Source organism: Polaromonas sp. YR568, from assembly GCF_943371715.1.
Classification (GTDB): Bacteria; Pseudomonadota; Gammaproteobacteria; order Burkholderiales; family Burkholderiaceae_C; genus Polaromonas.
Genome location: NZ_CALRVW010000032.1, coordinates 18,581 through 42,489, shown reverse-complemented (window position 1 = coordinate 42,489; position 23,909 = coordinate 18,581). Strand labels below are relative to the sequence as shown.

Here is a 23,909-nt window from a genome sequence, read left to right as displayed (position 1 = left end):
CCGGCCAGCAACTGACGACGCTGTGTGCCTGGTCCGAAGAAGAATTCCTGCGCCATACCGAAGGCAGCGCCATCCGCCGCATCGGCCACGAGCGCTGGCTGCGCAATATCGCCGTGGCGCTCGGCAATGCCCTGCGCGCCGGTGCGGACGACAGCCTGCGCAGCGCCTTGCTGGCGCGGCGCGAACATGGCAGCGAGGTGGTCAGGGAACATGTGGCATGGGCGCTGGATCAGGCGTCCCTTCATGAGTTGTCCATAAAACAGGCATCCAGCCCTTGACGGGCGGGCGCCTTCAGCTATTTATTTTGTAGCAGTATAGGCGCGGCCAAGTCCGGCCGTCCAGCCCCGCCGGCAAAACCCCGCCAGCGGCGGTCCTTATAATCCCGCTGTGTCCAACACCCCGTCCTGTCGCCCGCTGTGGGCCCGCTTCGCCGCGTGGCTGGGGTTTCTGGCCGTCTTCTCGGCGCTGCTGGCGCCCGTGTCCATGCTGGCGGAGGACATGCGGACCGGCAAGCTGGGCGGTCTGTGCACGATGGCCTCCGGCGCATCGTCCGCTGCGGCCGGGGACCTTCCGGGCGGTGACGGGTCTTCACCGGCTGCGGCGCATTGCGACCTCTGCGGCTCGACCGGGCCTGGTTTGCCGCCGTCCTGCCAGGCCGGCGTTTTTCCCGCACCCATCCCCGCGATGGTTGCCGTCTTCGATGATGCCGTCCGCTCGGCGTCGTCGCCGGGGCTGCCCTTCAGCCGCGGCCCGCCTGCACTTTGAACTGAAACGCCTCTGAGGAGGTTTCCCGCGTGTGGGCCGGACCGCCCGCGCGCTTGTTTTCATTTCAATGTGTGGTTTCCATGAAATTTTTATCGACTATCAAAATAATAGCGCTGTGCGCAGGAGTGGCGGGCGCTACACCTGTTTTTTCCCATATTTCCCTGGCCCAGGGGCAGGCCCCGGCCGGCAGCAGCTACAAGGCGGTGTTCGGTGTCAGCCACGGTTGCGCAGGCTCGGCCACCACCGGGCTGGACGTGCATTTGCCCGCGGGCTTTCAGGGTGCCCGGCCCATGCCCAAGGCCGGCTGGACCGTGACGACCCGGGTCGACAAGCTGGCAGCGCCCTACACCAGCCATGGCAAAACCGTGACCGATGACGTGATGCTGGTCAGCTGGCGTGCGGCCAACCGTGAAGCGGCGCTGGCCGATGCCCATTACGACGAGTTTGTGCTGCGCGGCAAGTTGCCCACCCAGGCGGGCCCGCTCTGGTTCAAGGTGCTGCAGACCTGCGAGTCAGGCCGCAACGACTGGTCAGAGCTGCCGGCCACCGGCACCTCCACCCAGGGCCTGAAATCACCAGCCGTCCTGCTGGATGTGCGGCCCGATGGGGCCGGACAGCACCACCACTGAGTAGTATTTTTTTCGACGCATCCTCATTTTTTTAACGAAAGCGATTCATGAAAACAAAAGTTATTGCCGCCCTGTGGGCACTTTCCGCCGGACTGGTGTACGCCCAGACTGTGGACGTCAAGGACGCCTGGGTGCGCGCCGCCGTGCCCGGCCAGTCGGGCACCGGCGCCTTCATGAGCATCACGGCCAAAGACGGTGCCAGGCTGGTGGGCGTGTCGTCCCCGGTCGCCGGTGTGGCGGAAGTCCATGAAATGAAGATGGACAACGACGTCATGCGCATGCGTGCCATCCCCGCGCTGGACCTGCCCGCCGGAAAAACTGTGGCGCTCAAGCCCGGTGGTTACCACGTGATGCTGATGGAGCTGAAACAGGCCCTGCCCCAGGGCAGCACGGTGCCGCTCACGCTGACACTGCGGGACGCCAAAGGGCAGGAAAGCAAGGTGGAGCTGAAGCTGCCGGTGGCCGCCGCGGCGCCGGGTGCGGCCATGCCGGCATCGGGCAGGCCCGCTGCCATGGACCACAAGCACTGACTATTTGGATTTGCCGCCCAGACGGCGGTAGACGGTGGCGCGGCTGATGCCGAGTGCCCGTGCCGCTTTCATGACGTTGCCGCGGGCTTCGTTGACCGCCTTGCGGATCAGCGCGGTTTCGACGTCCTTGAGCGGCAGCGCCGGCGCCGGCGCAGGTGACGCCCGGCCAGTGAACCACCCCGGTGCCGCTGCGCGGCCACGCAGCAGCGGCAGCGCGTGCAGGCGCAGTCCCGACCACAGGGGCACCTCCATGGCCTGGGGGCTTCCCGCGGTGTCGCTTCTGGCGGCATCAAACAGCATTTCGTAGGGCAGGGCAAACAGTTCGCTGCAATGGACAGCGGCCGGGCCGCCGGCCTGCAGCGCCGGCACCATCTGCCGCGCCGCCGGGTTGGCCCCCAGCACCCAGCCGTCCGGATCCAGGCTGACCAGTCCGTCGCTGTCTTCTCCGAGGCTGTGGCTGGACCAGTTCAGCCGGATCAGCAGATCGTGCGGCCGGCTGTGGATCAGCGCGTTTTCGATGCTGCGCGCCGACTGCACTACCAGGTGTTTGAGCTCGGGTCGCTCGACCGCGTCCACACCGGTCAGGTCCAGCATGCCGGCGCAGCGGCCGTCCGGTCCGAACAGCGGAGCGCCGGCGCAGCTGTAGGCCGAGTTGGCATTGAAAAAATGCTCGCCGCGGTGCAGCCAGACCGGTTGCAGCTCGGTCAGCGCCGCGCCAATGGCGGTGGTGCCCACACTTTGTTCGGACAGGTCCACGCCGATGCGCGTGATCAGGTCGGCACGCCGGTCGCGCCGGTCGATGGCGCCGTTGACGTCCACCACCACGCCCTGCGCGTTGGTCAGGATGGCGAAGTAACGCGTGCTGGCAATGGCCGCGCCCAGTTTTTCGAGCACCGGGCGTGCTGCCTGCACCAGCACGTGGTTGGCCTCCTCGGTGCGGCGCAGCGCCTGGGCCGACAGCACGTCGAAACTGACCTCCTGTTCGGGCCTTTTGCCGCTGGCCAGGCAGCGCTGCCAGGAGCGTTCTATCCACGATTCGGCCAGCAGGCCGGGCAGGCTCTGGCCGTCCCGCAGCACGGCCTGACGCGCCTGCGCGATCTGCTGCAGGCGCTGTTCGGAGGAGGTCGGAAGGACGGTCAGCATGGGTGGTCAATGCCCGTGAAAGGCGGCTGTCTGCGGGAGGATGCCCGCGGTGGCTGCAGCGTATCAGACCTCGTGGCGACGCGCTGGCGGCCGGTCACCAACTGTTCCATTTTGAGAATTTCACCGGGCTTTGGCAAGCTCCTAGGGTTTAACCTAGGCCCCCGCAGGGTCGCCAATTCAACAATGATCGGTGTTTCGTCCGTAGCCAAACCCGTCAACAAAAACAGCCCACTGGAGACAAGCCCATGCAAGTTCAATTCAAAGTCAACGGAAAAGCCAAAAGCGTTGAAACCCCGCCCAACACCCTGCTGGTGCAGGTGCTGCGCGAGCAGCTCAAGATGACCGGCACCCATGTCGGCTGCGACACCGCCCAGTGCGGCGCCTGCACGGTCATCATGAACGGCCGCGCCGTGAAGTCCTGCAACATCCTGGCCGCCCAGGCCGAGGGCAGCGAGATCACCACCATCGAAGGCCTGGCAGCCGCCGACGGCACCATGCACCCGATGCAGGCGGCGTTCAAGGAATGCCACGGCCTGCAATGCGGCTTCTGCACCACCGGCATGGTCATGAGCGCGGTGGACCTGTGCAAGCACCATCCCAAGGCCAGCGAGGGTGAAATCCGCGAGCTGCTCGAAGGCAACATCTGCCGCTGCACCGGTTACCAGAACATTGTCAAGGCGGTGCAGCAGGGCGCTGCCGCCATGGCGACCTGAACCGCTGCACCGACCTCTTATTCCGGCGCCGCCATCGGGCGAACCGCTGGCAACTTTGCCAAACAGTTTCTTTCCAAATTTTCAGGAGTACACACATGGGTGCATCCGATTTCGTCAACCTGCCAAACATTGGCACCTCCGTCCGCCGCAAGGAAGACTACCGCTTTCTGACCGGCGGCGGGCAATACACCGATGACATCACGCTGGCCAACCAGAGCTACGCGGTGTTCGTCCGTTCCCCGCATGCCCACGCCAAGATCAACAGCATCAACACCGCTGCAGCCAAGGCCGCGCCCGGTGTGCTGGACGTGTTTGTCGGTGAGGACGTGGCGGCCGACAAGATCAACGGCCTGCCTTGCGGCTGGCTGATCACCAGCACCGACGGCAACCCGATGAAGGAGCCGCCGCACCCCATCCTGGCCCAGGGCAAAGTGCGTTATGTCGGTGACCACGTCGCCATGGTGGTGGCCGAAACGCTGGAGCAGGCGAAAAACGCCGCCGAGCTGGTCGAGGTCGATTACGACGTGCTGAGTGCCGTCGTGCGTGTCACCGACGCGGCCAAGGCAACGGCCCTGCACGAAGCTGCCCCCGACAACCATTGCTACAAATGGGCGATTGGCGACAAGGGCCAGGTGGATGCAGTCTTCGCCACGGCCGCCCATGTGACCAAGCTGGACCTGACCAACAACCGGCTGATTCCCAACGCCATGGAGCCGCGCGCGGTGATCGGCTCCTACAGCCGCGCGACCGACGAATACGTGCTGTATGTCTCGAACCAGAACCCGCACGTCGAGCGTCTGCTGCTGACGGCGTTCGTGATGGGCCTGCCCGAGCACAAGGTGCGTGTCATCGCGCCCGACGTCGGTGGCGGCTTCGGCTCCAAGATCTATCTGTATGCCGAAGACGTGTGCCTGACCTGGGCGTCCAAAAAACTCAACCGCAACATCAAGTGGACGGCTGACCGCAGCGAGGCTTTTGTCAGCGACGCCCATGGCCGCGACCATTCCAGCCACGCCGAAATGGCGATGGACAAGGACGGCAAGTTCCTGGCCATGCGTGTGCACACCGACGCCAACATGGGCGCCTACCTGTCCACCTTCGCGCCGGCGGTGCCGACCATCCTCTACGCGACGCTGCTGGCCGGCCAGTACACCTGCCCGCAGATCTACGTCGAGGTTGATGCCTGGTTCACCAACACCGCCCCGGTCGATGCCTACCGCGGCGCCGGTCGCCCCGAGGCGACCTACCTGCTGGAACGCCTGGTGTCGCGCTGCGGCTGGGAGCTGGGGCTGGCGCAGGACGAGATCCGCCGCCGCAACTTCGTCAAGGATTTTCCTTACCAGACGCCGGTGGCGCTGCAGTACGACGTGGGCGACTTCCACGCCCTGCTCAAGCGCGGCAACGAACTCGCCGAGGTGGCCGGCTTTGCCCAGCGCAAATCCGCGTCGGCTGCCAAGGGTCTGCTGCGCGGCATGGGTTACTCCTGCTACATCGAGGCCTGCGGCCTGGCGCCCAGCAACATTGCCGGTGCGCTCGGGGCGCGCGCCGGTCTGTTCGAGTGCGGCGAGGTGCGGGTGCACCCAACCGGCAGCGTGACGGTATTCACCGGCTCGCACAGCCATGGCCAGGGCCACGAGACCACCTTTGCGCAGGTCGTGGCCGCGCGCCTCGGCATTTCGGTGGATCAGGTCGATGTGGTGCACGGCGACACCGGGCGCGTTCCCTTCGGTATGGGCACCTATGGGTCGCGTTCACTGTCCGTGGGCGGCACGGCCATCATGAAGGCGCTCGACAAGATCGAGACCAAGGCCAAGAAAATTGCCGCGCACCTGATGGAGGCCAGCGACGCCGACGTGGAGTTTGCCAACGGCGAGTTCACCATCAAGGGCACCGACAAGAAGGTGACCTTCGGCCAGGTGGCGCTGACTGCTTACGTGCCGCACAACTACCCGCTCGACAAACTCGAACCCGGCCTGAACGAGACGGCGTTTTACGACCCGACCAACTTCACCTTCCCGGCCGGCACCTACATCTGTGAGGTCGAGATCGACCCCGCCACCGGTGTGGTGCGGGTCGACCGCTTCACCGCGGTCGATGATTTTGGCAACATCATCAACCCGATGATTGTCGAAGGCCAGGTGCATGGCGGGCTGGTGCAGGGCATCGGCCAGGCGCTGCTGGAGAACTGCGTCTACGACCCCGAGTCCGGCCAGTTGCTGACCGGCTCGATGATGGACTACGCGATGCCGCGCGCCGACGACATGCCCAACTTCACGCTGGACACGCTGTGTACGCCCTGCAGCCACAACCCGCTGGGCGCCAAGGGCTGCGGCGAGGCCGGGGCCATCGGTTCGCCGCCGGCGGTCATCAATGCCGTGCTCGACGCCCTCAAGCCGCTCGGCGTGACGGACTTCGACATGCCGGCGTCCCCCAGCCGCGTCTGGGAAGCCATCCAGTCGGCCAAGAAATAAACAGCTATCCAAGGAGAAAACCACCATGTACCCATTCACCCTGGAACGACCCACCTCCCTGGCTGCCGCCGCGCAGCTCACGGCCGATGGCGCCAAAGCCCTGGCCGGCGGCCAGACCCTGCTGGCATCGATGAAACTGCGCCTGTCCAGCCCTGACCAGCTGGTGGATCTCAGCGGCATCAAGGAGCTGAGCAGCATCAAGCGGGAAGGCAATGCCTTTGTGATCGGCGCCATGACGCGCCACGCCGACGTGGCGACCAACGCCGAGCTGAAGGCGGCGCTGCCGGCGCTGGCCGACCTGGCCGCCAACATTGGGGACCGCCAGGTGCGCGCCATGGGCACGCTGGGCGGCTCGGTCGCCAACAACGATCCTTCGGCCTGCTACCCGAGTGCGGTGCTGGCGCTGGGCGCCACCATCCACACCACCAAGCGCAAGATCGCCGCCGACGACTTTTTCCTCGGCATGTTTGCCACCGCGCTGGAAGAGGGCGAGCTGATCACCGCGATCAGCTTTCCAATCCCGAAGCGCGCGGCCTACATGAAGTTCAAGCAGTCGGCCTCTCGTTTTGCGCTGGTCGGCGTGTTTGTGGCGCAGTTCGATGCCGGCGTGCGCGTGGCGGTCACCGGCGCCTCCAGCGGCGTGTTCCGCCACGCGGGGCTGGAAGCGGCGCTCAGCAAGAGCTTCACGCCCGAAGCGGCCGCAACAGTGAAAATCGACGCGACCGACCTCAACAGCGACATCCACGCGACGGCGGCCTACCGCGCCAACCTGATCAGCGTGCAGACCCAGCGCGGCGTGGCGAAGGCGCTGGCTGCCTGAGCCATGGCTTGTCATTGCGGGCTTGACCCGCAATCCATGCCTGCGCTCTGCCTCCTGCTGACGATGGAAGATGCGACATGGATCCCGGATCAGGTCCGGGATGACATCCGCTGCGACATGTTGATTAAATTGGCCTCCCACCCTTGATGGGTGGGCGCAAGTAGCTATTGAATAGATAGCAACAGGTACACTGACCCGATGACACCCTTTCCCACGATTGATGCACTGGTCCAGGCGCTGCAGGGCGCCGGCTACTTTGCGGACCGGCGGCTGGCCACGGCAGTGTTTCTCGCGCTCAAGCTGCAGCGCCCGCTGCTGCTCGAAGGCGAGCCCGGCGTCGGCAAGACCGAACTGGCCAAGGCGCTGGCGCTCGCGCTGCAGCGCCAGCTGATCCGCCTGCAGTGTTACGACGGGCTGGAGCAGCGCGAAGCCCTCTACGAGTGGAACTACGCCGCCCAGCTGCTGCACATGCGGGCCGTCGAAGGCCACGGCGACGCGGCCGATGTCGAACGCGAGGTCTACCAGGACCGCTACCTGATCCGCCGGCCGCTGCTGCAGGCGCTGCAGACCCCGGCGCCGGGCGCCGTACTGCTGATCGACGAGGTGGACCGCGCCGACGAGCCTTTTGAAGCCTTTCTGCTCGAGTACCTCGGCGAGTACCAGGTCAGCATTCCGGAAATCGGCACGGTGCGCGCGCAGGTGACGCCGGTCACCATTCTGACCAGCAACCGCACCCGTGAACTCAACGACGCGGTCAAGCGGCGTTGCCTGTACCACTGGCTCGATTACCCCGACCGCGACCGCGAGCTTGCCATCATCCGCGCCCAAGTGCCGGAGGCGGGTGAGCAGCTGTCAGCCCAGGTGGCTGGTTTTGTGGACCGGCTGCGCCGCTCGCCGTTTGGCAATGCCTTCCAGCGCGCGCCCGGCATCGCCGAAAGTGTCGAGTGGGCCAAGGCGCTGGTGGCACTGGACACCCTAGTGGTGGACCCGGAGGTGGTGGCCGATACCGCTGGCATTTTGTTCAAGCAGCGGGAAGACGTGGCCGCGCTCACGCATGAGCTGGCGGTGGAACTGCTCAAGCCTGAAGAGGCGGGTGCATGAGATGGACGGCGTTTATGCCGGGTCATTTTCCGCAGAGCTTCGACCAGTACGCGAAGTGACAAGCGTGGAGGTTCCCTCTTCACCAGCCGGGGCCGCGGATCTGGCTTCGCCAGGCCGCAGGCGCAGTGCCCCCTCGGGGGGCAGAGAGCTACGCGCAGCGAGCGAACGTGGGGGCCTATGCTTTTAGGTGACGCACGCAGCGGCAAACTCGCCGACAACATAGCCGGTTTCGGCCGCGCCTTGCGCCGCGCCGGCGTCAAGGTGGACAGCCAGCGCATTGCCTTGGCCAAGGAAGCCGCACTCGCCGTCGGCGTCAGCGAAAGGGAAGACCTGAGCGCCGCCTTCGAAGCCGTCATGGTCAGCCGCGAGCAGGATCGGCTGGTGTTTCGCGAGTTGTTCGACGTGTATTTCCAGGACCCGAAAGTCGCCAACAAGCTGCTCGCGCAGCTGCTGCCCAGTGCCGAGGGCAAGGCCGAGCCGAGCAAGCGCCGCCCGCGTGTGCGCGAGGCGCTGGCGCCGCAAAAGGCCTTCGGCCAGCAGGCCAAACCGACGACTGAAGACCAGAAGGTCGAGTTCGACGCCGTCATGACCGCCAGCGACATCGAGCGTCTGCAGCATGCCGACTTCAACGCGCTGTCGGCCACCGAATACCGGCTGGTTGAGCGGCTGGCGCGTGACATCAAGCTGCCCTTGCCGATGTTCGCCTCGCGGCGCAGCCGGCCGGCCGCCAGCGGCGCGCGCATGCACTGGCCAGGCGTGATGCACCAGGCCGCACGCACCGGCGGCGAGCTGATGCACCTGCCGCGGCTGCAGCGGCGCGAGCAGGCCCTGCCGCTGCTGGTGCTGGTCGATGTGTCGGGGTCGATGGAGCGTTATGCGCGCCTGCTGCTGGCCTTTTTGCATGCCGCTACCCGGCGCCACCCGCACCGCGACGTGTTCGCCTTCGGCATGCACCTGACCGATCTGACGCCGGCTTTCCGCCAGGCCGACACCGACGAGATGCTGGCCCACGCCAGCCTGGCGATTGAAGACTTTGCCGGGGGCACCCAGCTCGGGGCGTCGCTGGCCACCCTGCGCGAGCGCCATGCGCGCCGCCTGGTCGGCCGGCGCACCATCGTGCTGATCATCACCGACGGGCTGGACACCGGCGAGCCGGCCGACCTGGCCCGCGAACTGGCCTGGCTGCGCCGGCGCAGCCGCCGCCTGCTGTGGCTCAACCCCTTGCTGCGGTTTGAGGGCTACGCGCCGCTGGCGCGTGGTGCGGCGGTGCTGCATGCCCAGGCGCACGGCATGCTGGCGGTTCACAATCTGGCCAAGCTTGAGGAACTGGCCGCCAGCCTGGCGGCTCTGATGAAGAAATAACATGACAAAACACTGTTTGTCATTGCGGGCTTGACCCGCAATCCATGCCGCATCAACCCGGCAATTTTGAAAAGTGCCGACATGGATCCCGGATCGAGTCCGGGATGACAAGTCCCCAAAAGTTAGAAAAAAGGAAAAAAACATGGACATGCAAGGAAGCCGCCAACTGGCCGTGACACAACAACAGGCCTGGGACGCGCTCAACGACCCGGCCGTGCTCAAGGCCTGCATCCCGGGCTGCGACAAGGTGGAGCCTACCGGCGAGAACCAGTACGCCATTGCCATGGCGCTGAAGATCGGCCCGGTCTCGGCCAAGTTCACCGGCAAGATCACGCTCACCGACATCAACCCGCCGGCCAGCTACAAGCTGTCGTTCGACGGGCAGGGCGGTGTGGCCGGTTTCGGCAAGGGCAGCGCGGCGGTCACGCTGACGCCCAATGCCGACGGCTGCGAACTCTCCTACACCGTGCATGCCTCGGTCGGCGGCAAGGTGGCCCAGCTCGGCCAGCGCCTGATCGACGGCGCGGCCAAGTCCATGGCCGAAGATTTTTTCAAGCGTTTCGATGAGGAAATGCAGCGCCAGCATCCGGAAAGTTATGCCGCCAAAATGGTCATGGGTGATGTCACCACGGAGCCGGCCGGCCCGGCTATCCCGATGTGGGTATGGGTCGTGGGTGCCGCGGTGCTGATCGCCGGCGCGGTCTGGCTCGCACGTTAGGCCGCCAAGTCAGAAGGTCAGAAAGGAGAAAGGCCATGGAAAACCTCGATGTGATGGTTCTGCGCACCCTGCGCGACTGGCGCACGGCGGGCAAGCGTGCCCTGCTCGCCACCGTGGTGCGCACCTGGGGCTCGTCGCCGCGACCGGTAGGCTCCATCATGGCGCTGTGTGAAGACGGCGCCGTGGTCGGCTCGGTGTCCGGCGGCTGCATTGAAGATGATTTGATCTACCGCCACACCCAAGCCTACGCGACGGCGCCTGCGCCGGACGGCGGCCACACCATGCCCTCGGGGCAGCCGACCTTTGTTAAATACGGCATCACCGCCGACGAAGCCCACCGCTTCGGCCTGCCCTGCGGCGGCACGCTGGAACTGCTGCTCGAATACGACCCCGACGCCGCAGCACTGGCTCAGCTGGTGCAGGCGCTCGAGGCCGGGCAGCTGATGCAGCGCACGGTGCGTCTGACCGACGGCGCGGTCACCCTCGCCGCCGCCCGCGCCCCGGCCGAGCTCAGCGTTTCGTCGGTCGAGCTGGTCAACACCTTCGGGCCCGAGTACCGCATGCTGCTCATCGGCGCGGGCCAGCTCACCGAATACCTGGCAACCATGGCCCTGTTCAGCGGTTTTGCCGTCACCGTGTGCGACCCGCGCGAGGAGTACCGCAGCGCTTGGTCGGTCGCGGGCGCCAAGGTGCTCAGCGAGATGCCGGACGACGTGGTGGTCGCCTTCAAGCCGGACCGGCGCAGTTGCGTGATTGCGCTCACCCACGACCCCAAGCTCGACGACCTGGCGCTGCTCGAAGCGCTGGCCACCGACGCCTTTTATGTCGGCGCCATAGGCTCGCGCCGCAACAACGAGGCGCGCCACCAGCGCATGGCAGAGCACTTCGGCCTCAACGAAGCCGCGCTGGCCCGCCTGCGCGGCCCCATCGGCATCTACATCGGCAGCAAGACGCCACCCGAAATCGCCGTCAGCGTGATGGCCGAGGTGCTGGCGGTGAAAAACGGCGTGGTCCTGCCGCGCGACATGGAAGTGGCGCAGGCCAAGAACGAACGTGCGGTGCTGGCTAATGACCCGGGTGACCTGGTCTGCGGGGTGGCGCGCAGTTCCTGAGGCGCCGCCACGGCCTGCCGCGCGCAGGCTGCGCCGGACCACAGCCTGGCGGACCGGGCGCCATCATTGCGCAGAATTCCGAAAAGACCGGGCTGCGGCCGGGAACTGGACGTAAGATCGCAGGCACTCTTGCGAGTGACCTGCATTCGAGGCATTGGAGTCTGACTCCTCGCATGCGCCGACAGGTTGTCCCCCTATTACCGGAGTCCCTTTATGACCACCGCGCGTCGCACCCTTCTCAAGGGCGCGGCAGCTTGGGGTGCACTTTCTGCTGCACCCCTGCCTGCCCTTGCCCAGCCTTTTCTTTTTTCCCCCTCGACCGAGCTGATGCCCAAAGGCAAGAAGCGCCGCGTGCTGGTGCTGGGCGGTGGATGGGGCGGCCTGTCTGCCGCCCGGCACCTGCGCGAAACCGCACCCGACCTGGAAGTGGTGCTGCTCGAGAAGAACCCGATTTTCTGGTCCTGCCCGCTCAGCAACAAATGGCTGGTGGACGTGGTGGACACCTCCTTCCTGGTGCATTCGTACACCGCCGCCGCCAGGCGCTTTGGCTACACCTACGTCCAGACCGAAATCGCCGACATCGACCGCGACAGGAAGCGCGTGCACACGGCGCAGGGTTTTGTGGACTACGACTGGCTGGTGGTGTCGGCCGGCGTCCGCGTGTCGTATGAGCCCTGGTTCGGCAACGACCGCCAGGCCAGTGCGTACACCCACGTGAATTACTCCAGCGCCTATGTGCCCAGCGCCGAACACCTGGCGCTGAAGCAGAAAATCAAGGCCTTCAAGGGTGGCACCTTCGTGATGACCTTGCCCCCGCCGCCGCACCGCTGCCCGCCGTCGCCGTACGAACGCGCGTGCCTGATGGCCTCTTACTTCCAGCGCAACAAGATCCCGGCCAAGATCGTGATTCTGGACCCCAAACCTTCCATCTCACCCATTGGCGGCGGCTACCGCCGGGCGTTTGACGAGCTGTACGACGACGTCATCACCTATGTGCCCAACGCCGGCGTGAAAGAGCTGGACCCCTTCAACCGGGTGGTGAAAACGGCAGCCGGTGACTTCCGCTTTGACGATGCGATTTTCATGGGCCACCACCAGGCGGCCGATCTGGTGTGGAAGCTCGGTGCCGTCGGCAAGACGGCTGAAGGCAAGGCCACCAACTGGGCGGCGGTGCACCCCGAGTTCTACAACATGAAGGACGATCCGAATGTGTTCGTCATTGGCGACAGCGTGGGCGCCGTGTCGCCACAGTTCGGCCACTACCCGAAGAGCGGCCACATCGCCAACCGCATGGGCCGCAGTGTGGCGCAGTACATCAGCCAGCAGGCCAAGGGCCAGCCGATGAAGCCCGTCATCATCGACAACCTCTGCTACATGCTGGTGAACACCGAGCCGCTGGAAGCCATCAGCGTGAAGTTTGAATACAAGATGGGCCCTGAAGGCCATCTGCTGCAAACCCTCACAGATGACATCTTTCGCCGGCCCCAGCTGTGGCAGGAAGACCTGCGCTGGTATGGCAGCATGGTGCAGGATTTTGTGGGCAGTTGATCTGCGCGCTGCTGGTTGACCACAAGCGGCCAGGGGGCCGCTTCTGCGTTTTTGGGATGTAAATACGTTCAGGGCAAGCCAGACTGAAAATCGGCCTTTGAGACATGGACAGAGCGGATGGCAAGACCGAACGCGCGGTGCCGGCCAATGGTCAGGGCGACCTGGTATGAGTGATGGCGCGGGGATCTTGAGGGGCGGGCGGTTTGAGGGGCTGCAATGCAGCGAATGCAGTCGGTCGTCGAACTCAAATGAACAGCCTCTTTCGGCCAAGACCGGACGGTCGCCGATGCCGCTCAGTTCGGGCGAAAGCAGACATCCGCGGCATGCGCATAACGGATTCAGTGCGAGTCAAGAGCGCATTGCAAGAAACAGGTACGCACAAATCGATGAACCTAGATGCCTAGGCAATATGTAACAGATGCCAAAGTAGCACCAATCTCCGACAGACCTTATTCCGCGCCCGACAGATATTCCGGGCAATTAAAGTCGTAAACACGGACCCTGGATCCATGCGGGTTCGCAGCGTCAAGAATGTGCAACAAGCAGAGCCGAAGGCGTAAACACGTTCGCAGCAATCAGAGGGCGCTGTCACGGCGCATCGGTCGCCGCTGTTGCCTGTTCCCGGCGAACAAAACGGCGCTTCGCCCATTGCAGCAGGTCGTCAACGTAGGTGAATACCACCGGAACCACGAGGAGGCTCAGCACAGTGGACGTGAGCAGGCCACCAATCACGACGATGGCCATGGGCTGGCGGAAGCTGGGCTCCGCGCCCAGGCCCAGCGCGTTTGGAAGCATGCCAGCGCCCATGGCCACCGTGGTCATCACGATGGGGCGGGCCCGCTTGTGGCAAGCGTCGATCAGTGCATCCAGCCGGCTCAAGCCGTGCTCACGCCGCGCCATGATGGCGTACTCCACCAGCAGGATGGAGTTCTTGGTCACAACGCCCATGAGCATCAGGACGCCGATTACCGCCGGCATCGAAAATGCCTGCTGCGACACCCACAAGGCGATCAGCGCGCCGCCCATCGCCAGCGGCAGGGCCGACAGGATGGTGGCAGGCTGCATGAAGTCATGGAACAGCAGCACCAGCACAGCGTAGATGCAGAAAATTCCGATGGCCATGGCCACACCAAAACTCTGGAAAAGCTCGGACATGCGCTGCAATTCGCCCTGCTCCACGCGTTTCACCCCTGAGGGCAGGTTTTTCAGCGCCGGCAGTTCCACGGCCTCAGCTTGGACTTCGCCGAGTGCGCGCCCGCCGAGCTCGACGCTCAGCGTCAGATTGCGTGAGCGGTCCAGGCGGGCAATCTGCGAGGGGCCGCTGCCCATGGCGATCTCGGCGACGGATGCCAGGCTCACCGTGCCACTGCTGCCCTGGACGCGCAGTTGACCCACCGCATCAAGGTTGGTCTGTACTGCCGGATCCATGCGCACACGGATGGGAATCTGGCGTTCCGGCAAATTGAGCTTGGGCAGCACCGTCGAATAATCACCATAAGTGGCAAACCGAACCGCTTCGGCGAGCGCCTCCGTGGTCACCCCCAGCGCCGCCGCACGCTCGGCGTTCGGCCGGATCTGAATTTCCGGCCGCTGCAGGGCGGCGCTCGAGGTCACGTTACCGATACCCTTGAGCGTGCGCAGCTGGCCCTCGACCTGCGCAGCGGCGGAGGCCAGCGCCTGCGGGTCATCGCCGGCCAGCGTAATGGCCAATGACTCCCCGCTGCCGCCACCTCCTACCGAAACCCGCACACCGGGCAGCGCCCGCAAGGTCAGGCGCATTTTTGCCTCGACGCCCGACTGCTTGAGCGTGCGCTCGCCGCGCGGCACCAGGTCCACCGTCAGCGTCGCGCTGCTGACATCGGCCGACGCGCTGGCGCCCATGCCCCCCCCACTGGTCGCGGTGCCTGCGGAAACAAAGACGCTGCTCACTTCAGGCAGGCTGCCCAGCAATTGAGCCGCGCGGCGGCCGGTCTCCGCCGTGTCATCCAGCGTACCGCCCGGCGGCAGCTTCAAGCTCACACTGGACTGGGCCTTGTCCTGCGCCGGCATGAAACCCGTGGGCAGAAAGGGGATCAGCGTGAGTGACAACACGAAAAACACCACAGTGGCCAGTACAGTTCCCTTGCGTCGGGCCAGGGTGGTGCGAACCCAGCGCAGGTAACGTGTCATCAGCGGCCCGTCCGTGTCGCCGTGTGCGCCGGGCTGGATCGGCTTGAGCAGGTAGGCCGCCATCATGGGCGTGAGCAGGCGCGCGACCAGCAGCGAGGCCAGCACCGCGACCGAGGCGGTGATTCCGAACTGGCGAAAAATAAGCCCCGGGATACCGCCCATGAAGGCCGTCGGAAGGAAAACCGCGACCAGCGTAAAAGTCGTGGCGATCACCGCCAGGCCGATTTCGTCGGCGGCCTCCATGGCCGCCTGGTAGGGGGTCTTTCCCATGCGCAGATGCCGCTCGATGTTTTCCACCTCCACGATCGCGTCGTCGACCAAGATGCCCACCACCAGCGAAAGCGACAGCAGCGTCACGGTGTTGAGCGAGTAGCCGGCAAGCGCCATCACGCCAAACGTCGGGATGATCGACAGCGGCAGGGCCGTTGCGGAAATCAGGGTGGCCCGCCAGTCGCGCAAAAACCACCAGACCACCAGGATGGCCAGCAGTGCACCTTCGACCAGCAGCAACATGGAGCCTTCGTAGTTCTCCTGAATCGGCGTCACTGTGTTGCTTGCCTCTGCGATCTTCACTTCGGGGTGGGCCTTGGCGAAAGCGTCCACGGCAGCGCGTACCTCCCCGGCAACGCCCACATCGGAGTATCCCTTCGAGCGCGTTACCTGGAAACCGACGACGGGCTTGCCGCCGCGAAAGGCGCGTGTGCTGCGCTCGGCATGGGTATCGGTGATGCGGCCGATCTGATCCAGCCGGACGTAACGCCCGTCGGTCAACGGGATGCTGATGGCCGCAACCTCTGCCGCCGACCCGACCGTCGCGATGGTGCGGGTCGACTGCCGCTGGGACCCGATCTGCCCCTGGCCGCCCGAGCTTTCCCTCTGCACGGCCTTGAGTTGCGAGGATACAGCCGAGGGCGTGACGCCGAGGCCGGCCATCAGCGTGGGATCGAGATCCACATGGACTTCGCGGTCGACACCACCGAGGCGTGCCACCGACGAGACCCCCTTGACGGCCAGCAGCGCTTTCGATATGTCGTTGTCGACGAACCAGGTGAGATCCTGCTCGTCCATCTTGCCTGACGCGATGGTGAAAGTCAGGATGGCCGATCCCGCTGTCGTCAGCTTGGAGACGGTGGGTGAGTTCATGCCTGCCGGAAGTTCCGCGCGGGCACTGTCGACCGCGTTACGCACCTCGCTCAAGGCCTCCTCGCTGTCCTTGTCGAGCTGGAAACTGACGCTGATGCTGACCGCGCCTTCGGTGATCGTGGTGGTGATGTGATCCAGACGCGTGAGCGAAGCCAGCTTGTCCTCGATTTTTCGCGCCACCTCGGTTTCGAGCTGCGCCGGTGCCGCGCCTTCGAGCGATGCACTGATCTGTATCGTCGGCAGATCCATGTCCGGGAAATCCTGGATCTCCAGGCGCTGAAATCCCAGCACGCCAAGCACCGTGAGCAGGAAGAAAAGAAGGACCGCGGGGACCGGATTGCGGATCGACCAGGAGGAGACGTTCACTTGGAACCCTCTTTCTGCACGGCCGTCGTGGGCACTGAAGCCACGGTGACTGGCGCTCCCTCCGAGAGGAAGGCACCGCCACTGGCCACCACGCGGACAGTGCCGTCGATCCCGGACACGATCTCGATCCGGTCGCCCTGCCGCCGCGCGGTGGTGACCAGCCGGCTGGCCACCTTGTTGGCCGAATTCACCACGTAGACATAGCTCCGGCCGTCACGCAACACGACTGCGGATTGCGGCAGGGTGACTGCCGGCTTTGCTTCGAGTTCGATCGTGCCGCTGGCGAAGAGTCCCGGCTGCACGCCTTCGCCGGACGGCAGGCTGACATACGCGATTCCGCGGCCGGTGCTGGTGCTCAGCGTTGGCGAAACCAGGCGCACTTTACCCTCCACCTTGTTGCCACCAGGCAGAACGAGGCGGGCGATCTGCCCTGCGCGTACGCCAGCAAGCTGGCGGGAATCCAGTTCGGCACGCCATTCCACACGCCCCTGGCGCACCAGGCGGAACAACTCTGCGCCGGTGTTGACCACATTGCCCAGAATCGCCGACTTGGAGGAAACGACGCCATCGTCCGCCGCCACGATCCGCGTGTGCGCGAGTTTCAGGCGCGCGCTTTCAACGTCCGCCTTGGCCGAGGCGACGGATGCCAGTGCTGTCGCCTCATTCGTGCGGTATTCGTCCATCTTTTGCGGCGCCAGGGCGCCGGCCACATCCACGGACTGCGCCCGTTGCAGGTTGGTGCTGGCCTGGGTCAGGCTGGCGCTGGCCTGCGCTGCCAGGGCCTCCTGCTTGCGCAACTCCGCACGCACCGTATCGTCGGCCAGCTCCGCCATCAGCTGGCCGCGCCCGACTGAATCGCCCACATCGACCAGCAGCCGCGCGATGCGCAGCCCGCCCGTCTCGGGACTGACGATGATCTCCTGCCAGGCCGTCAAGGCGCCGCTGGCTTGCAGCTGCTGTGGCCAGCTCTGTGCTTCGGCGGTGACGACGTTGACGGTCAGGGCACTCACGCTGGACTCCGTCGCCGTGCCCGGATCCTCTGCCGTCAAGGCTCGCCATGTGAACAGTGCGATCAGCAGGACGGTGACAGTGACGGCGGCCGCGATCACCAGCTTTCGATGGGTGTGGAGTTTATTCTTCATGGGTGGGTCTTTTCTTCGTCAATGGTGCCGGCGGGAGGGCTTGCCGGGGTCGCGCGCTGCCAGTCCCCTCCCAGCGCCTTGTACAGGGCGATCCAGTACGCGACGCGATCACGTTGCAAGCCAATCAATTCGATCTGGGCCGACAGCGCCTGGCGCCTCGACTCCTCCAGCGTGAGCAGGCTGATGGTGCCCGCGCGCCATTGCGCTTCGGCGCCCACGAGGTATCGCCGGTACTCCTGGGCCGCGCTTTCCGACTGCGCCGTGCGCTGCGCAGCACTGTCCAGGCGGACCAGGGACTGCTCCACTTCCTTCACGACCGTTCGCACGGTTTGACGCCAGTCGGCATAGGCCGCTTCGTAGCTGGCTCGCGCGCTGTCGACGGCGGCTCGCGTACGCCCGCCGTCGAAGAGGGGAATGGACAATGCGGGGCCGAAAGACCAGCTGGTCAGCGCCGAAGCAAGGCCAGTCGCGGAAACCTTGATGGTCCCCGACAGCGACAGGCTCGGGTAGAGGTCGGCTTGCGCCACGCCGATATCTGCACTTGCCGCCGCCAACTCACGCTCGCGCGATGCAAGGTCAGGCCGCTGACGGAGCGCCTGTGCCGGCACGCTTTGTACGGCCAGGCCCGCCGGCTGCGGGACGCCGGTGCTGCCTTGCGCCAGTTGCTGACGCAACCCGGGCTCGTCAATCCCTGTGAGGTTCACCAATGATTTCACCAGCAGCTCGCATTGGGCGCGTTGCGCGAGCCCCGCAGAGATGGTGCTGGCCAGGCTGGCGCGAGCCAGTGAACCTTCCGTGCTGGCGGTCAAGCCAGCACGCACCAACGATTCCGTGGCCTTGGCGGTTTCGTTCATGGACGTCAGTTCCTGCGCATAGGCGTCGGCGAGCAGGCCGCAGGCGCGGTATTGCACATAGGTGTCCGCCACTTCCGCCGCCAGGGAAACCCGCGCATCGTGCCAATCGTTCTCGCGCGCCTGCACACGGGCGCGGGCGGATTCGGTGCTGCGCCGTACCTTGCCAAACAGATCCAGTTCCCACGAGGCATCCAGCCCGGCGCTGCGAGCGGTCGCCACGCCGCCAGTTTGCTGTGTGCCGCGTGTCACCGATGCCTGTCCACTCGCGCCCGGCAGACCTGATGCACCGGCGCTGGACAGCGTGGCACGCGCCTTCTCGATGTTGGCCCAAGCCTTGGCTAGCGTGGGGCTGCCGGATTCGGCGGAACGCAGGAGCCGGCTCAGCGCCGGATCATTGAACTGGCTCCACCAGTCGCCGAGCGCGGTCCCGCTGCCTCCATGGGGCAGGGGCGCCTGCCAAAGCGCCGCCGCTGCGGGTGCGGGCTCTGCATAGTCCGGTCCGACCGCCGCACAGCCGCCAAGCGCAATGGCGAGGCCGATCGCGAGAATGGAAAACGGTTGCCGGCGGGTGGGTCGATGGGTTTGCATGCTGCTCCTGAAGGTCAGCAGTCATGGTAGGGATCGCGAATGCTCGCCAGCGTTGGCGAAAGTTAAGCTGGGTAAAAAAACCGGTCCTCACCGGTCTGCACCGGGGCTTTCAAGCGATACTGATGTCGCAATGATTCCGGTCCTGCTCGTTGATGATGACCTCGAACTCACGGCGATGCTGTCGCAGTATCTGGTCCGTGAGGGCTTCGATGTGCGCGCCGTACACGATGGCCAGGCCGGCGTCTCCGAGGCAGCTTCCGGTCGCTACGCCATCGTCGTACTCGACGTCATGATGCCTCGGTTATCAGGCATGGAGGCATTGCGCCGCATTCGCACCATGAGCAAGGTCCCGGTGCTGATGCTCACGGCGCGCGGTGACAATGTTGACCGCATCGTTGGCCTGGACATGGGAGCCGACGACTACGTCCCGAAACCCTGTACGCCCGGCGAACTGGTCGCGCGCATCCGCGCCATCCTGCGGCGCACGGAAGCGCGTGAGGCTGCCGCCCCCCCTTCCGGGCAGCGTGTGCTGCAGGCGGGCGCGCTGGTTTTGTCGCCCGGTAACCGGCAGGCGACATGGCGAGGGACGCCCCTGGAGTTGACAGGCACGGAGTTCAGCCTGCTCGAAGTCCTGGCGCGCCACGTCGGCCAGCTCGTGAGCAAGCAGGATATTTCGCTGCAGGCGTTCGACCGCCCGCTGGCACGATTCGACCGGCGCATTGACGTGCACATCAGCAGCATCCGCCAGAAGCTGGGGACACGGGCTGACGGCGAATCCTGGATCCAGAGTGTTCGCGGTCTTGGCTATCAGCTTCTGGAGGACTGACGGGTATGGGTACGCGACGCTTCGGCCGGCTCTTCTGGAAGCTGCTGCTGGCGCTGTGGCTCAGCATGGTGCTCTCGTTCGCCGGCACCATCGCCTATATCACGCTCACCGGGCGTCCTCCGCCTTCGGAAGACGTCGCCACTTTCGGCTTTGTGCCGTTCGTACCACTGATATCGGCCATAGTCGCTGTCCTCATCATCGGCCCGGCGCTGGCATGGTATCTGTCCCGCCCGTTGCGCCATCTGCGCTGGGCCTTGCGCCGTGCCGCCGAGGGCCGTTTCGACACGCGCGTGCAGCCGCTGATGGGTGGGCGACGTGACGAGATCGCGGACCTGGCCGGGGAGTTCGATCACATGGCTGCGCAGTTGCAGCAGGTGACCGAGTCGCGCAAGGTGCTGCTGCACGATATTTCCCACGAACTGCGCTCCCCGCTGTCCCGCCTGCAGGCTGCCATCGGCCTGCTGCGGCAGGACACCTCCCAAACAGACGCGATGGTCGAGCGTATCCAGCGCGAGAGCGAGCGACTCGATGTCCTCATTGAGGAGCTCCTCACGCTCCACCGCCTCGAGGCGCCCGCCGGCATGGTATGTGAGCGGGTCGACGTGATCGAGCTTTTGCATGCCATCGCCGAAGATGCCGACTTCGAGGCGCGGCCTCTGTCGCGCCAGGTCAGCATCGACGCACCCGGCCAGTTCGTCGCCCAGGTCAACGGCGAACTGCTGTATCGGGCTTTTGAAAACGTCATTCGCAACGCCGTGAAGTACACCGCGCCCGGCACAGTCGTCGAAATTCACGCGGCGGTCAGCGCCGACAGCGCGCAACTGGTGGTGACGGTCCTCGATCGCGGCCAGGGCGTGCCAGCGCCCATGCTGCAGAAGATCTTCGAACCGTTTACCCGCGTCGAAGGGGGCGAGTCAGTACGCGGCGTAGGCCTGGGTCTCGCCATCGCGCGGCGCGCCATGAGCTTGCACGGTGGTCGCATCGAAGCAAAGCTGCGCGACGGCGGGGGCATGATCATGACGCTCTGCTTGCCCGCCGCGGCAGAGGCCACGAATGCGGCCGAAGAATGGTCCAGGTGATGCTTGAAGAAATTTGAGACCCACATCCATTAGTCCGCCACATCGCCCCCGCGGTTTTTGTGGCAATCAACACTATTCCGAGCAATTAAAGTCATAAACAGGGGGCTAGTATCCATGCCGGCTTGCAGACGGTTGGATCTTTTCGCGGTGAAGTTAAAGTCGTAAACAATACTACAAGCCGTAGCCCATATGAGACCGCTGTCGGCCACAACCGGCCATTCACGAATTCCCCACAGAGCTGCCGCTCACCCCAGTTTTCGGGTTGACGCCCCGTGGCGCGAAAGCTACGATGCTGCGGGGTTTCTCGCTATTTTCAATAGAGCAAACTATTCAATTGGGATAGGCGTCAATGCCAGTTTTTGTGACTAAAGTTGCCACGTTATACCGCAGTACTTTGCGGTCTACATTACGTTAGGTGTCACCCCCATGAACGAAGCCGAACGTGCCGCCGGGCTGCCGGCTACCGCCCAGTATCAGTATGCCGAGCGCGTAGGCAACCAGCTCTTTGTAGCTGGTCAGGTGCCCCATGACTCCCAAGGGCGTGTTGTGGGCTTGGACGACCCCCATGCTCAAGCTCTCCAGTGCTTGAGCAACCTGAACGCACTGTTGGCGATTCATGGTTTCTCAACTTCTGATGTCCGGCAACTTGTCGTCTACGTTGTCGGGGGACAAGCCAATCTCTCAGCGGCATGGAAAACTGTCGCGGACTCCTTCGGTGGACAGGTTCCTCCAGCCACTTTGTTGGGCGTCGCAGGCCTAGGCTATGCGGGGCAGTTGGTCGAAGTGCATGCCACAGTGCTCAAGGCATAGAGCCTCCGTTGGCGAGACACAGCGTGACGCCTAACCCTTCGCTCCAGCCGACCAGCTACGGCTGGCTTCGCCAGCCTACGCAGGCGCCTGAGCTCAAACGTTAGGCGTCTAGGGACCCTCTGTGATCGTCCGAGCAGAAGAATCGCAGGATCAGCAAGCCGTCAGGTCTGTGAATCTGGCAGCCTTCGAGACTGCAGCGGAATCCAATCTCGTTGACGCGCTGCGTCAGCAAGCACGCCCACTTGTCTCCTTGGTCGCCCAGGACGGCGAAGAGGTCGTCGGCCACATCATGTTCAGCCCCGTTTCCCTCGAGGGGCACGCAGAGCTGAGCCTCATGGGGTTGGCCCCGATGGCCGTCTTGCCGGCGCATCAGCGCAAGGGCGTGGGCTCTGCCTTGGTCCGTGCCGGTCTGAAGCGCTGCCGCGCGCTCGGCGTTGGCGCAGTTGTCGTGCTCGGACACCCGAGCTACTACCCCCGCTTCGGCTTCCAGCCATCGGTTCGCTTCGGCATCGTCTCGGAATACGACGCACCGCCTGAGGCCTTCATGGTCCTGGAGCTTCAACCAGGCTACTTGGGTGGCGCATCGGGAACCGTCAAGTTCCACGCGGCATTCCAAGACGCCTAACCCTTCGCTGGAGCCGACTCGCGCCGGCATGGCGCTCGCGGCTCAGCTCAGACGTTGAATGTCTGCTTTTCACGCAACCGTGAGACTGCTATGGGCCCATAGCGGTCAATCGGGCTACTCCTCCGAATGGCCGCTTCCAGCAAGAGGCCGACACCACGCTTCCATGTCGCTCTACGCTCAGCATTGGAAGCTCTTCTGCATGAGAAACCAGTCTCCAGCCCTTATGCAGTAAGCACAAACAGCTATCAAAACAAGAGCAGTTCAGCAGATTCAACCTGGCCGCTCAAGCAGGGATGAGGTACGGCCCACACCCGGCGATCACCCCCAAAAGTTACCCCCACACCCTGTTGCCTAGGCTGTGGATAAGGCCCTGAACAACCCGCGAATGCCGCGCCAGCGCTGGCGATGCCGGGCATGCTCAAGAAACAGGCAGCTGCAGTGGTGAGCCGTCCGCGGCGAGCGTCTCGCCCTTGCGCTCGACGATCAGGCCGTAGGCGTGAGGCTGGCGGTGCAGATCGAAGTTGAAGGTGGTGCGTTTGTAGACGGCGCAAAAATCCAGGTCGCAGCGGGCGATGGCCATTTCGTCGTCCTTGGTCAGGCAGCGCGCCACCACCTCGCCGGACGGGGCGACGATGCAACTGCCGCCTATGCTGTCCACGCCTTCTTCCAGCCCGGCCTTGGCCACGCCCACCACCCAGGTGCCGTTCTGGTAGGCGCCGGCCTGCATGGACAGCTGGTTCTGGAACAGCGACAGGTCGTCATGCGCCGGCGCGGGCGCGTTGTGCACCGGGGTGTTGTAGCCGATCAGCACCATCTCCACGCCTTGCAGGCCCATCACGCGGTAGGTCTCGGCCCAGCGCCTGTCGTTGCACAGGGCCATGCCCAAAACGCCGCCGAAGGCCTGCGTCACGCCCCAGCCGGGGCCGGGGGTGAAGTAGCGCTTTTCCAGGTGCTGGAAGCGCCGCCACGGCTCGTGTTCCTTGTGGCCGGGCAGGTGCACCTTGCGGTACGTGGCCACGATGTTGCCGGTGCGGTCCACCAGGATGGAGGTGTTGTAGCGCACCGCGCCGGTCGCCTCTTGCGCCAGCTCGGCATAACCCAGGTAAAAGCCGACGCCGAGTTCGCGCGACAGGTCGAACAGCGGCTGCGTGGCGGCGTTGGGCATGGACTGCTCGAAGAAGCTGTTGATCTCGGCTTCATCTTCGATGTACCAGCGCGGAAAGAAGGTGGTCAGCGCCAGTTCGGGAAAAACGATGAGCTGAGCGCCCACGGCGTGGGCCTGGCGCATGAGCTCACACAGGCGGGCCACCACCTGGGTGCGGGAGTCGGCGCGTTGAATGGGGCCGAGCTGGCCGAGGGCGACGTTGAGATAGCGGGGCATAAAAGTAAAGGTAG

At 64.9% G+C, this 23,909-nt stretch carries 20 protein-coding genes and 1 pseudogene; 16 read left to right on the top strand and 5 right to left on the bottom strand.

What is annotated here, in order from left to right:
• The 4 genes and pseudogenes from AAG813_RS17830 to AAG813_RS17815 form a co-directional block, all read left to right on the top strand.
• Window positions 1-278, top strand: a pseudogene (locus AAG813_RS17830) (tRNA epoxyqueuosine(34) reductase QueG); the annotation flags it as partial.
• A 109-nt stretch (window positions 279-387) separates the two neighbouring features.
• Window positions 388-765, top strand: a complete 378-nt coding sequence (locus AAG813_RS17825; RefSeq protein WP_341917210.1) for a DUF2946 family protein — start codon at window positions 388-390, stop codon at window positions 763-765.
• An 80-nt stretch (window positions 766-845) separates the two neighbouring features.
• The gene (locus tag AAG813_RS17820) at window positions 846-1,394 is read left to right on the top strand and encodes a YcnI family protein (protein WP_341917209.1); all 549 of its coding nucleotides are present in this window, start codon (window positions 846-848) and stop codon (window positions 1,392-1,394) included.
• A 47-nt stretch (window positions 1,395-1,441) separates the two neighbouring features.
• Window positions 1,442-1,924 carry a copper chaperone PCu(A)C gene (locus AAG813_RS17815; protein WP_341917208.1) on the top strand — a complete coding sequence of 161 codons (483 nt, stop codon included), beginning with the start codon at window positions 1,442-1,444 and terminating at the stop codon, window positions 1,922-1,924.
• Here AAG813_RS17815 and AAG813_RS17810 read toward each other — a convergent pair whose 3' ends face one another.
• Complete coding sequence (locus tag AAG813_RS17810) at window positions 1,925-3,067, bottom strand: helix-turn-helix domain-containing protein (RefSeq protein ID WP_341917205.1); 1,143 nt, start codon at window positions 3,065-3,067, stop codon at window positions 1,925-1,927. It lies immediately after the preceding gene.
• A 245-nt stretch (window positions 3,068-3,312) separates the two neighbouring features.
• On the opposite strand from AAG813_RS17810, the gene AAG813_RS17805 reads away from it, so the two are divergent.
• The 8 genes from AAG813_RS17805 to AAG813_RS17770 all read left to right on the top strand — a co-directional run bounded on the left by AAG813_RS17805 (window position 3,313) and on the right by AAG813_RS17770 (window position 12,912).
• Window positions 3,313-3,780 (top strand): (2Fe-2S)-binding protein, encoded by a 468-nt coding sequence (locus tag AAG813_RS17805; RefSeq protein ID WP_096665720.1) that lies wholly within the window; start codon window positions 3,313-3,315, stop codon window positions 3,778-3,780.
• A gap of 95 nt (window positions 3,781-3,875) precedes the next feature.
• Complete coding sequence (locus AAG813_RS17800) at window positions 3,876-6,251, top strand: xanthine dehydrogenase family protein molybdopterin-binding subunit (protein ID WP_341917202.1); 2,376 nt, start codon at window positions 3,876-3,878, stop codon at window positions 6,249-6,251.
• A 25-nt stretch (window positions 6,252-6,276) separates the two neighbouring features.
• Complete coding sequence (locus tag AAG813_RS17795; protein WP_341917201.1) at window positions 6,277-7,071, top strand: xanthine dehydrogenase family protein subunit M; 795 nt, start codon at window positions 6,277-6,279, stop codon at window positions 7,069-7,071.
• A 198-nt stretch (window positions 7,072-7,269) separates the two neighbouring features.
• Window positions 7,270-8,172 carry a MoxR family ATPase gene (locus AAG813_RS17790; RefSeq protein WP_341917200.1) on the top strand — a complete coding sequence of 301 codons (903 nt, stop codon included), beginning with the start codon at window positions 7,270-7,272 and terminating at the stop codon, window positions 8,170-8,172.
• A 177-nt stretch (window positions 8,173-8,349) separates the two neighbouring features.
• A complete protein-coding gene (locus AAG813_RS17785) occupies window positions 8,350-9,534 on the top strand; it encodes a VWA domain-containing protein (protein ID WP_341917199.1) in 1,185 nt (394 codons plus the stop codon).
• 142 nt (window positions 9,535-9,676) lie between these two features.
• Window positions 9,677-10,252 carry a carbon monoxide dehydrogenase subunit G gene (locus AAG813_RS17780; protein WP_341917197.1) on the top strand — a complete coding sequence of 192 codons (576 nt, stop codon included), beginning with the start codon at window positions 9,677-9,679 and terminating at the stop codon, window positions 10,250-10,252.
• Between the two features lie 35 nt (window positions 10,253-10,287).
• Window positions 10,288-11,364: an XdhC family protein gene (locus tag AAG813_RS17775; protein ID WP_341917195.1), complete on the top strand. Its 1,077-nt coding sequence runs from the start codon at window positions 10,288-10,290 to the stop codon at window positions 11,362-11,364.
• A gap of 213 nt (window positions 11,365-11,577) precedes the next feature.
• The gene (locus AAG813_RS17770) at window positions 11,578-12,912 is read left to right on the top strand and encodes an FAD-dependent oxidoreductase (RefSeq protein WP_341917194.1); all 1,335 of its coding nucleotides are present in this window, start codon (window positions 11,578-11,580) and stop codon (window positions 12,910-12,912) included.
• Window positions 12,913-13,500: 588 nt separating this feature from the next.
• On the opposite strand, the gene AAG813_RS17765 is transcribed toward AAG813_RS17770, so the two are convergent.
• Genes AAG813_RS17765 through AAG813_RS17755 form a run of 3 tightly spaced genes read right to left on the bottom strand, consistent with a single transcriptional unit; the run spans window position 13,501 to window position 19,174 of the window.
• Window positions 13,501-16,590 (bottom strand): efflux RND transporter permease subunit, encoded by a 3,090-nt coding sequence (locus AAG813_RS17765; RefSeq protein ID WP_341917192.1) that lies wholly within the window; start codon window positions 16,588-16,590, stop codon window positions 13,501-13,503.
• Window positions 16,587-17,732 (bottom strand): efflux RND transporter periplasmic adaptor subunit, encoded by a 1,146-nt coding sequence (locus AAG813_RS17760; protein WP_341917191.1) that lies wholly within the window; start codon window positions 17,730-17,732, stop codon window positions 16,587-16,589. Before AAG813_RS17760 ends, AAG813_RS17765 begins: the two co-directional genes overlap by 4 nt.
• Complete coding sequence (locus AAG813_RS17755; RefSeq protein ID WP_341917189.1) at window positions 17,729-19,174, bottom strand: efflux transporter outer membrane subunit; 1,446 nt, start codon at window positions 19,172-19,174, stop codon at window positions 17,729-17,731. Before AAG813_RS17755 ends, AAG813_RS17760 begins: the two co-directional genes overlap by 4 nt.
• 130 nt (window positions 19,175-19,304) lie before the next feature.
• Between AAG813_RS17755 and AAG813_RS17750 the strand changes: the two genes are divergently transcribed.
• The 4 genes from AAG813_RS17750 to AAG813_RS17735 all read left to right on the top strand — a co-directional run bounded on the left by AAG813_RS17750 (window position 19,305) and on the right by AAG813_RS17735 (window position 22,514).
• Window positions 19,305-20,000 carry a response regulator transcription factor gene (locus tag AAG813_RS17750; RefSeq protein ID WP_341917212.1) on the top strand — a complete coding sequence of 232 codons (696 nt, stop codon included), beginning with the start codon at window positions 19,305-19,307 and terminating at the stop codon, window positions 19,998-20,000.
• 5 nt (window positions 20,001-20,005) lie between these two features.
• A complete protein-coding gene (locus AAG813_RS17745) occupies window positions 20,006-21,079 on the top strand; it encodes an ATP-binding protein (RefSeq protein WP_341917187.1) in 1,074 nt (357 codons plus the stop codon).
• A 426-nt stretch (window positions 21,080-21,505) separates the two neighbouring features.
• Entirely contained in the window at window positions 21,506-21,889 is a 384-nt protein-coding gene (locus tag AAG813_RS17740) for a RidA family protein (protein WP_304866855.1), read from the top strand.
• 121 nt (window positions 21,890-22,010) lie between these two features.
• The gene (locus tag AAG813_RS17735; protein WP_341917182.1) at window positions 22,011-22,514 is read left to right on the top strand and encodes an N-acetyltransferase; all 504 of its coding nucleotides are present in this window, start codon (window positions 22,011-22,013) and stop codon (window positions 22,512-22,514) included.
• Window positions 22,515-22,932: 418 nt separating this feature from the next.
• Here AAG813_RS17735 and AAG813_RS17730 read toward each other — a convergent pair whose 3' ends face one another.
• Entirely contained in the window at window positions 22,933-23,895 is a 963-nt protein-coding gene (locus AAG813_RS17730; protein ID WP_341917180.1) for an N-carbamoyl-D-amino-acid hydrolase, read from the bottom strand.
• Window positions 23,896-23,909 lie beyond the last annotated feature (14 nt).

Bases quoted from the DNA above. Each gene is read 5' to 3' on its own strand.
- AAG813_RS17820 (WP_341917209.1), top strand. From the start codon at position 846: ATGAAATTTTTATCGACTATCAAAATAATAGCGCTGTGCGCAGGAGTG.
- AAG813_RS17815 (WP_341917208.1), top strand. From the start codon at position 1,442: ATGAAAACAAAAGTTATTGCCGCCCTGTGGGCACTTTCCGCCGGACTG.
- AAG813_RS17810 (WP_341917205.1), bottom strand. From the start codon at position 3,067: ATGCTGACCGTCCTTCCGACCTCCTCCGAACAGCGCCTGCAGCAGATC.
- AAG813_RS17805 (WP_096665720.1), top strand. From the start codon at position 3,313: ATGCAAGTTCAATTCAAAGTCAACGGAAAAGCCAAAAGCGTTGAAACC.
- AAG813_RS17800 (WP_341917202.1), top strand. From the start codon at position 3,876: ATGGGTGCATCCGATTTCGTCAACCTGCCAAACATTGGCACCTCCGTC.
- AAG813_RS17795 (WP_341917201.1), top strand. From the start codon at position 6,277: ATGTACCCATTCACCCTGGAACGACCCACCTCCCTGGCTGCCGCCGCG.
- AAG813_RS17790 (WP_341917200.1), top strand. From the start codon at position 7,270: ATGACACCCTTTCCCACGATTGATGCACTGGTCCAGGCGCTGCAGGGC.
- AAG813_RS17785 (WP_341917199.1), top strand. From the start codon at position 8,350: ATGCTTTTAGGTGACGCACGCAGCGGCAAACTCGCCGACAACATAGCC.
- AAG813_RS17780 (WP_341917197.1), top strand. From the start codon at position 9,677: ATGGACATGCAAGGAAGCCGCCAACTGGCCGTGACACAACAACAGGCC.
- AAG813_RS17775 (WP_341917195.1), top strand. From the start codon at position 10,288: ATGGAAAACCTCGATGTGATGGTTCTGCGCACCCTGCGCGACTGGCGC.
- AAG813_RS17770 (WP_341917194.1), top strand. From the start codon at position 11,578: ATGACCACCGCGCGTCGCACCCTTCTCAAGGGCGCGGCAGCTTGGGGT.
- AAG813_RS17760 (WP_341917191.1), bottom strand. From the start codon at position 17,732: ATGAAGAATAAACTCCACACCCATCGAAAGCTGGTGATCGCGGCCGCC.
- AAG813_RS17755 (WP_341917189.1), bottom strand. From the start codon at position 19,174: ATGCAAACCCATCGACCCACCCGCCGGCAACCGTTTTCCATTCTCGCG.
- AAG813_RS17750 (WP_341917212.1), top strand. From the start codon at position 19,305: ATGATTCCGGTCCTGCTCGTTGATGATGACCTCGAACTCACGGCGATG.
- AAG813_RS17745 (WP_341917187.1), top strand. From the start codon at position 20,006: ATGGGTACGCGACGCTTCGGCCGGCTCTTCTGGAAGCTGCTGCTGGCG.
- AAG813_RS17740 (WP_304866855.1), top strand. From the start codon at position 21,506: ATGAACGAAGCCGAACGTGCCGCCGGGCTGCCGGCTACCGCCCAGTAT.
- AAG813_RS17730 (WP_341917180.1), bottom strand. From the start codon at position 23,895: ATGCCCCGCTATCTCAACGTCGCCCTCGGCCAGCTCGGCCCCATTCAA.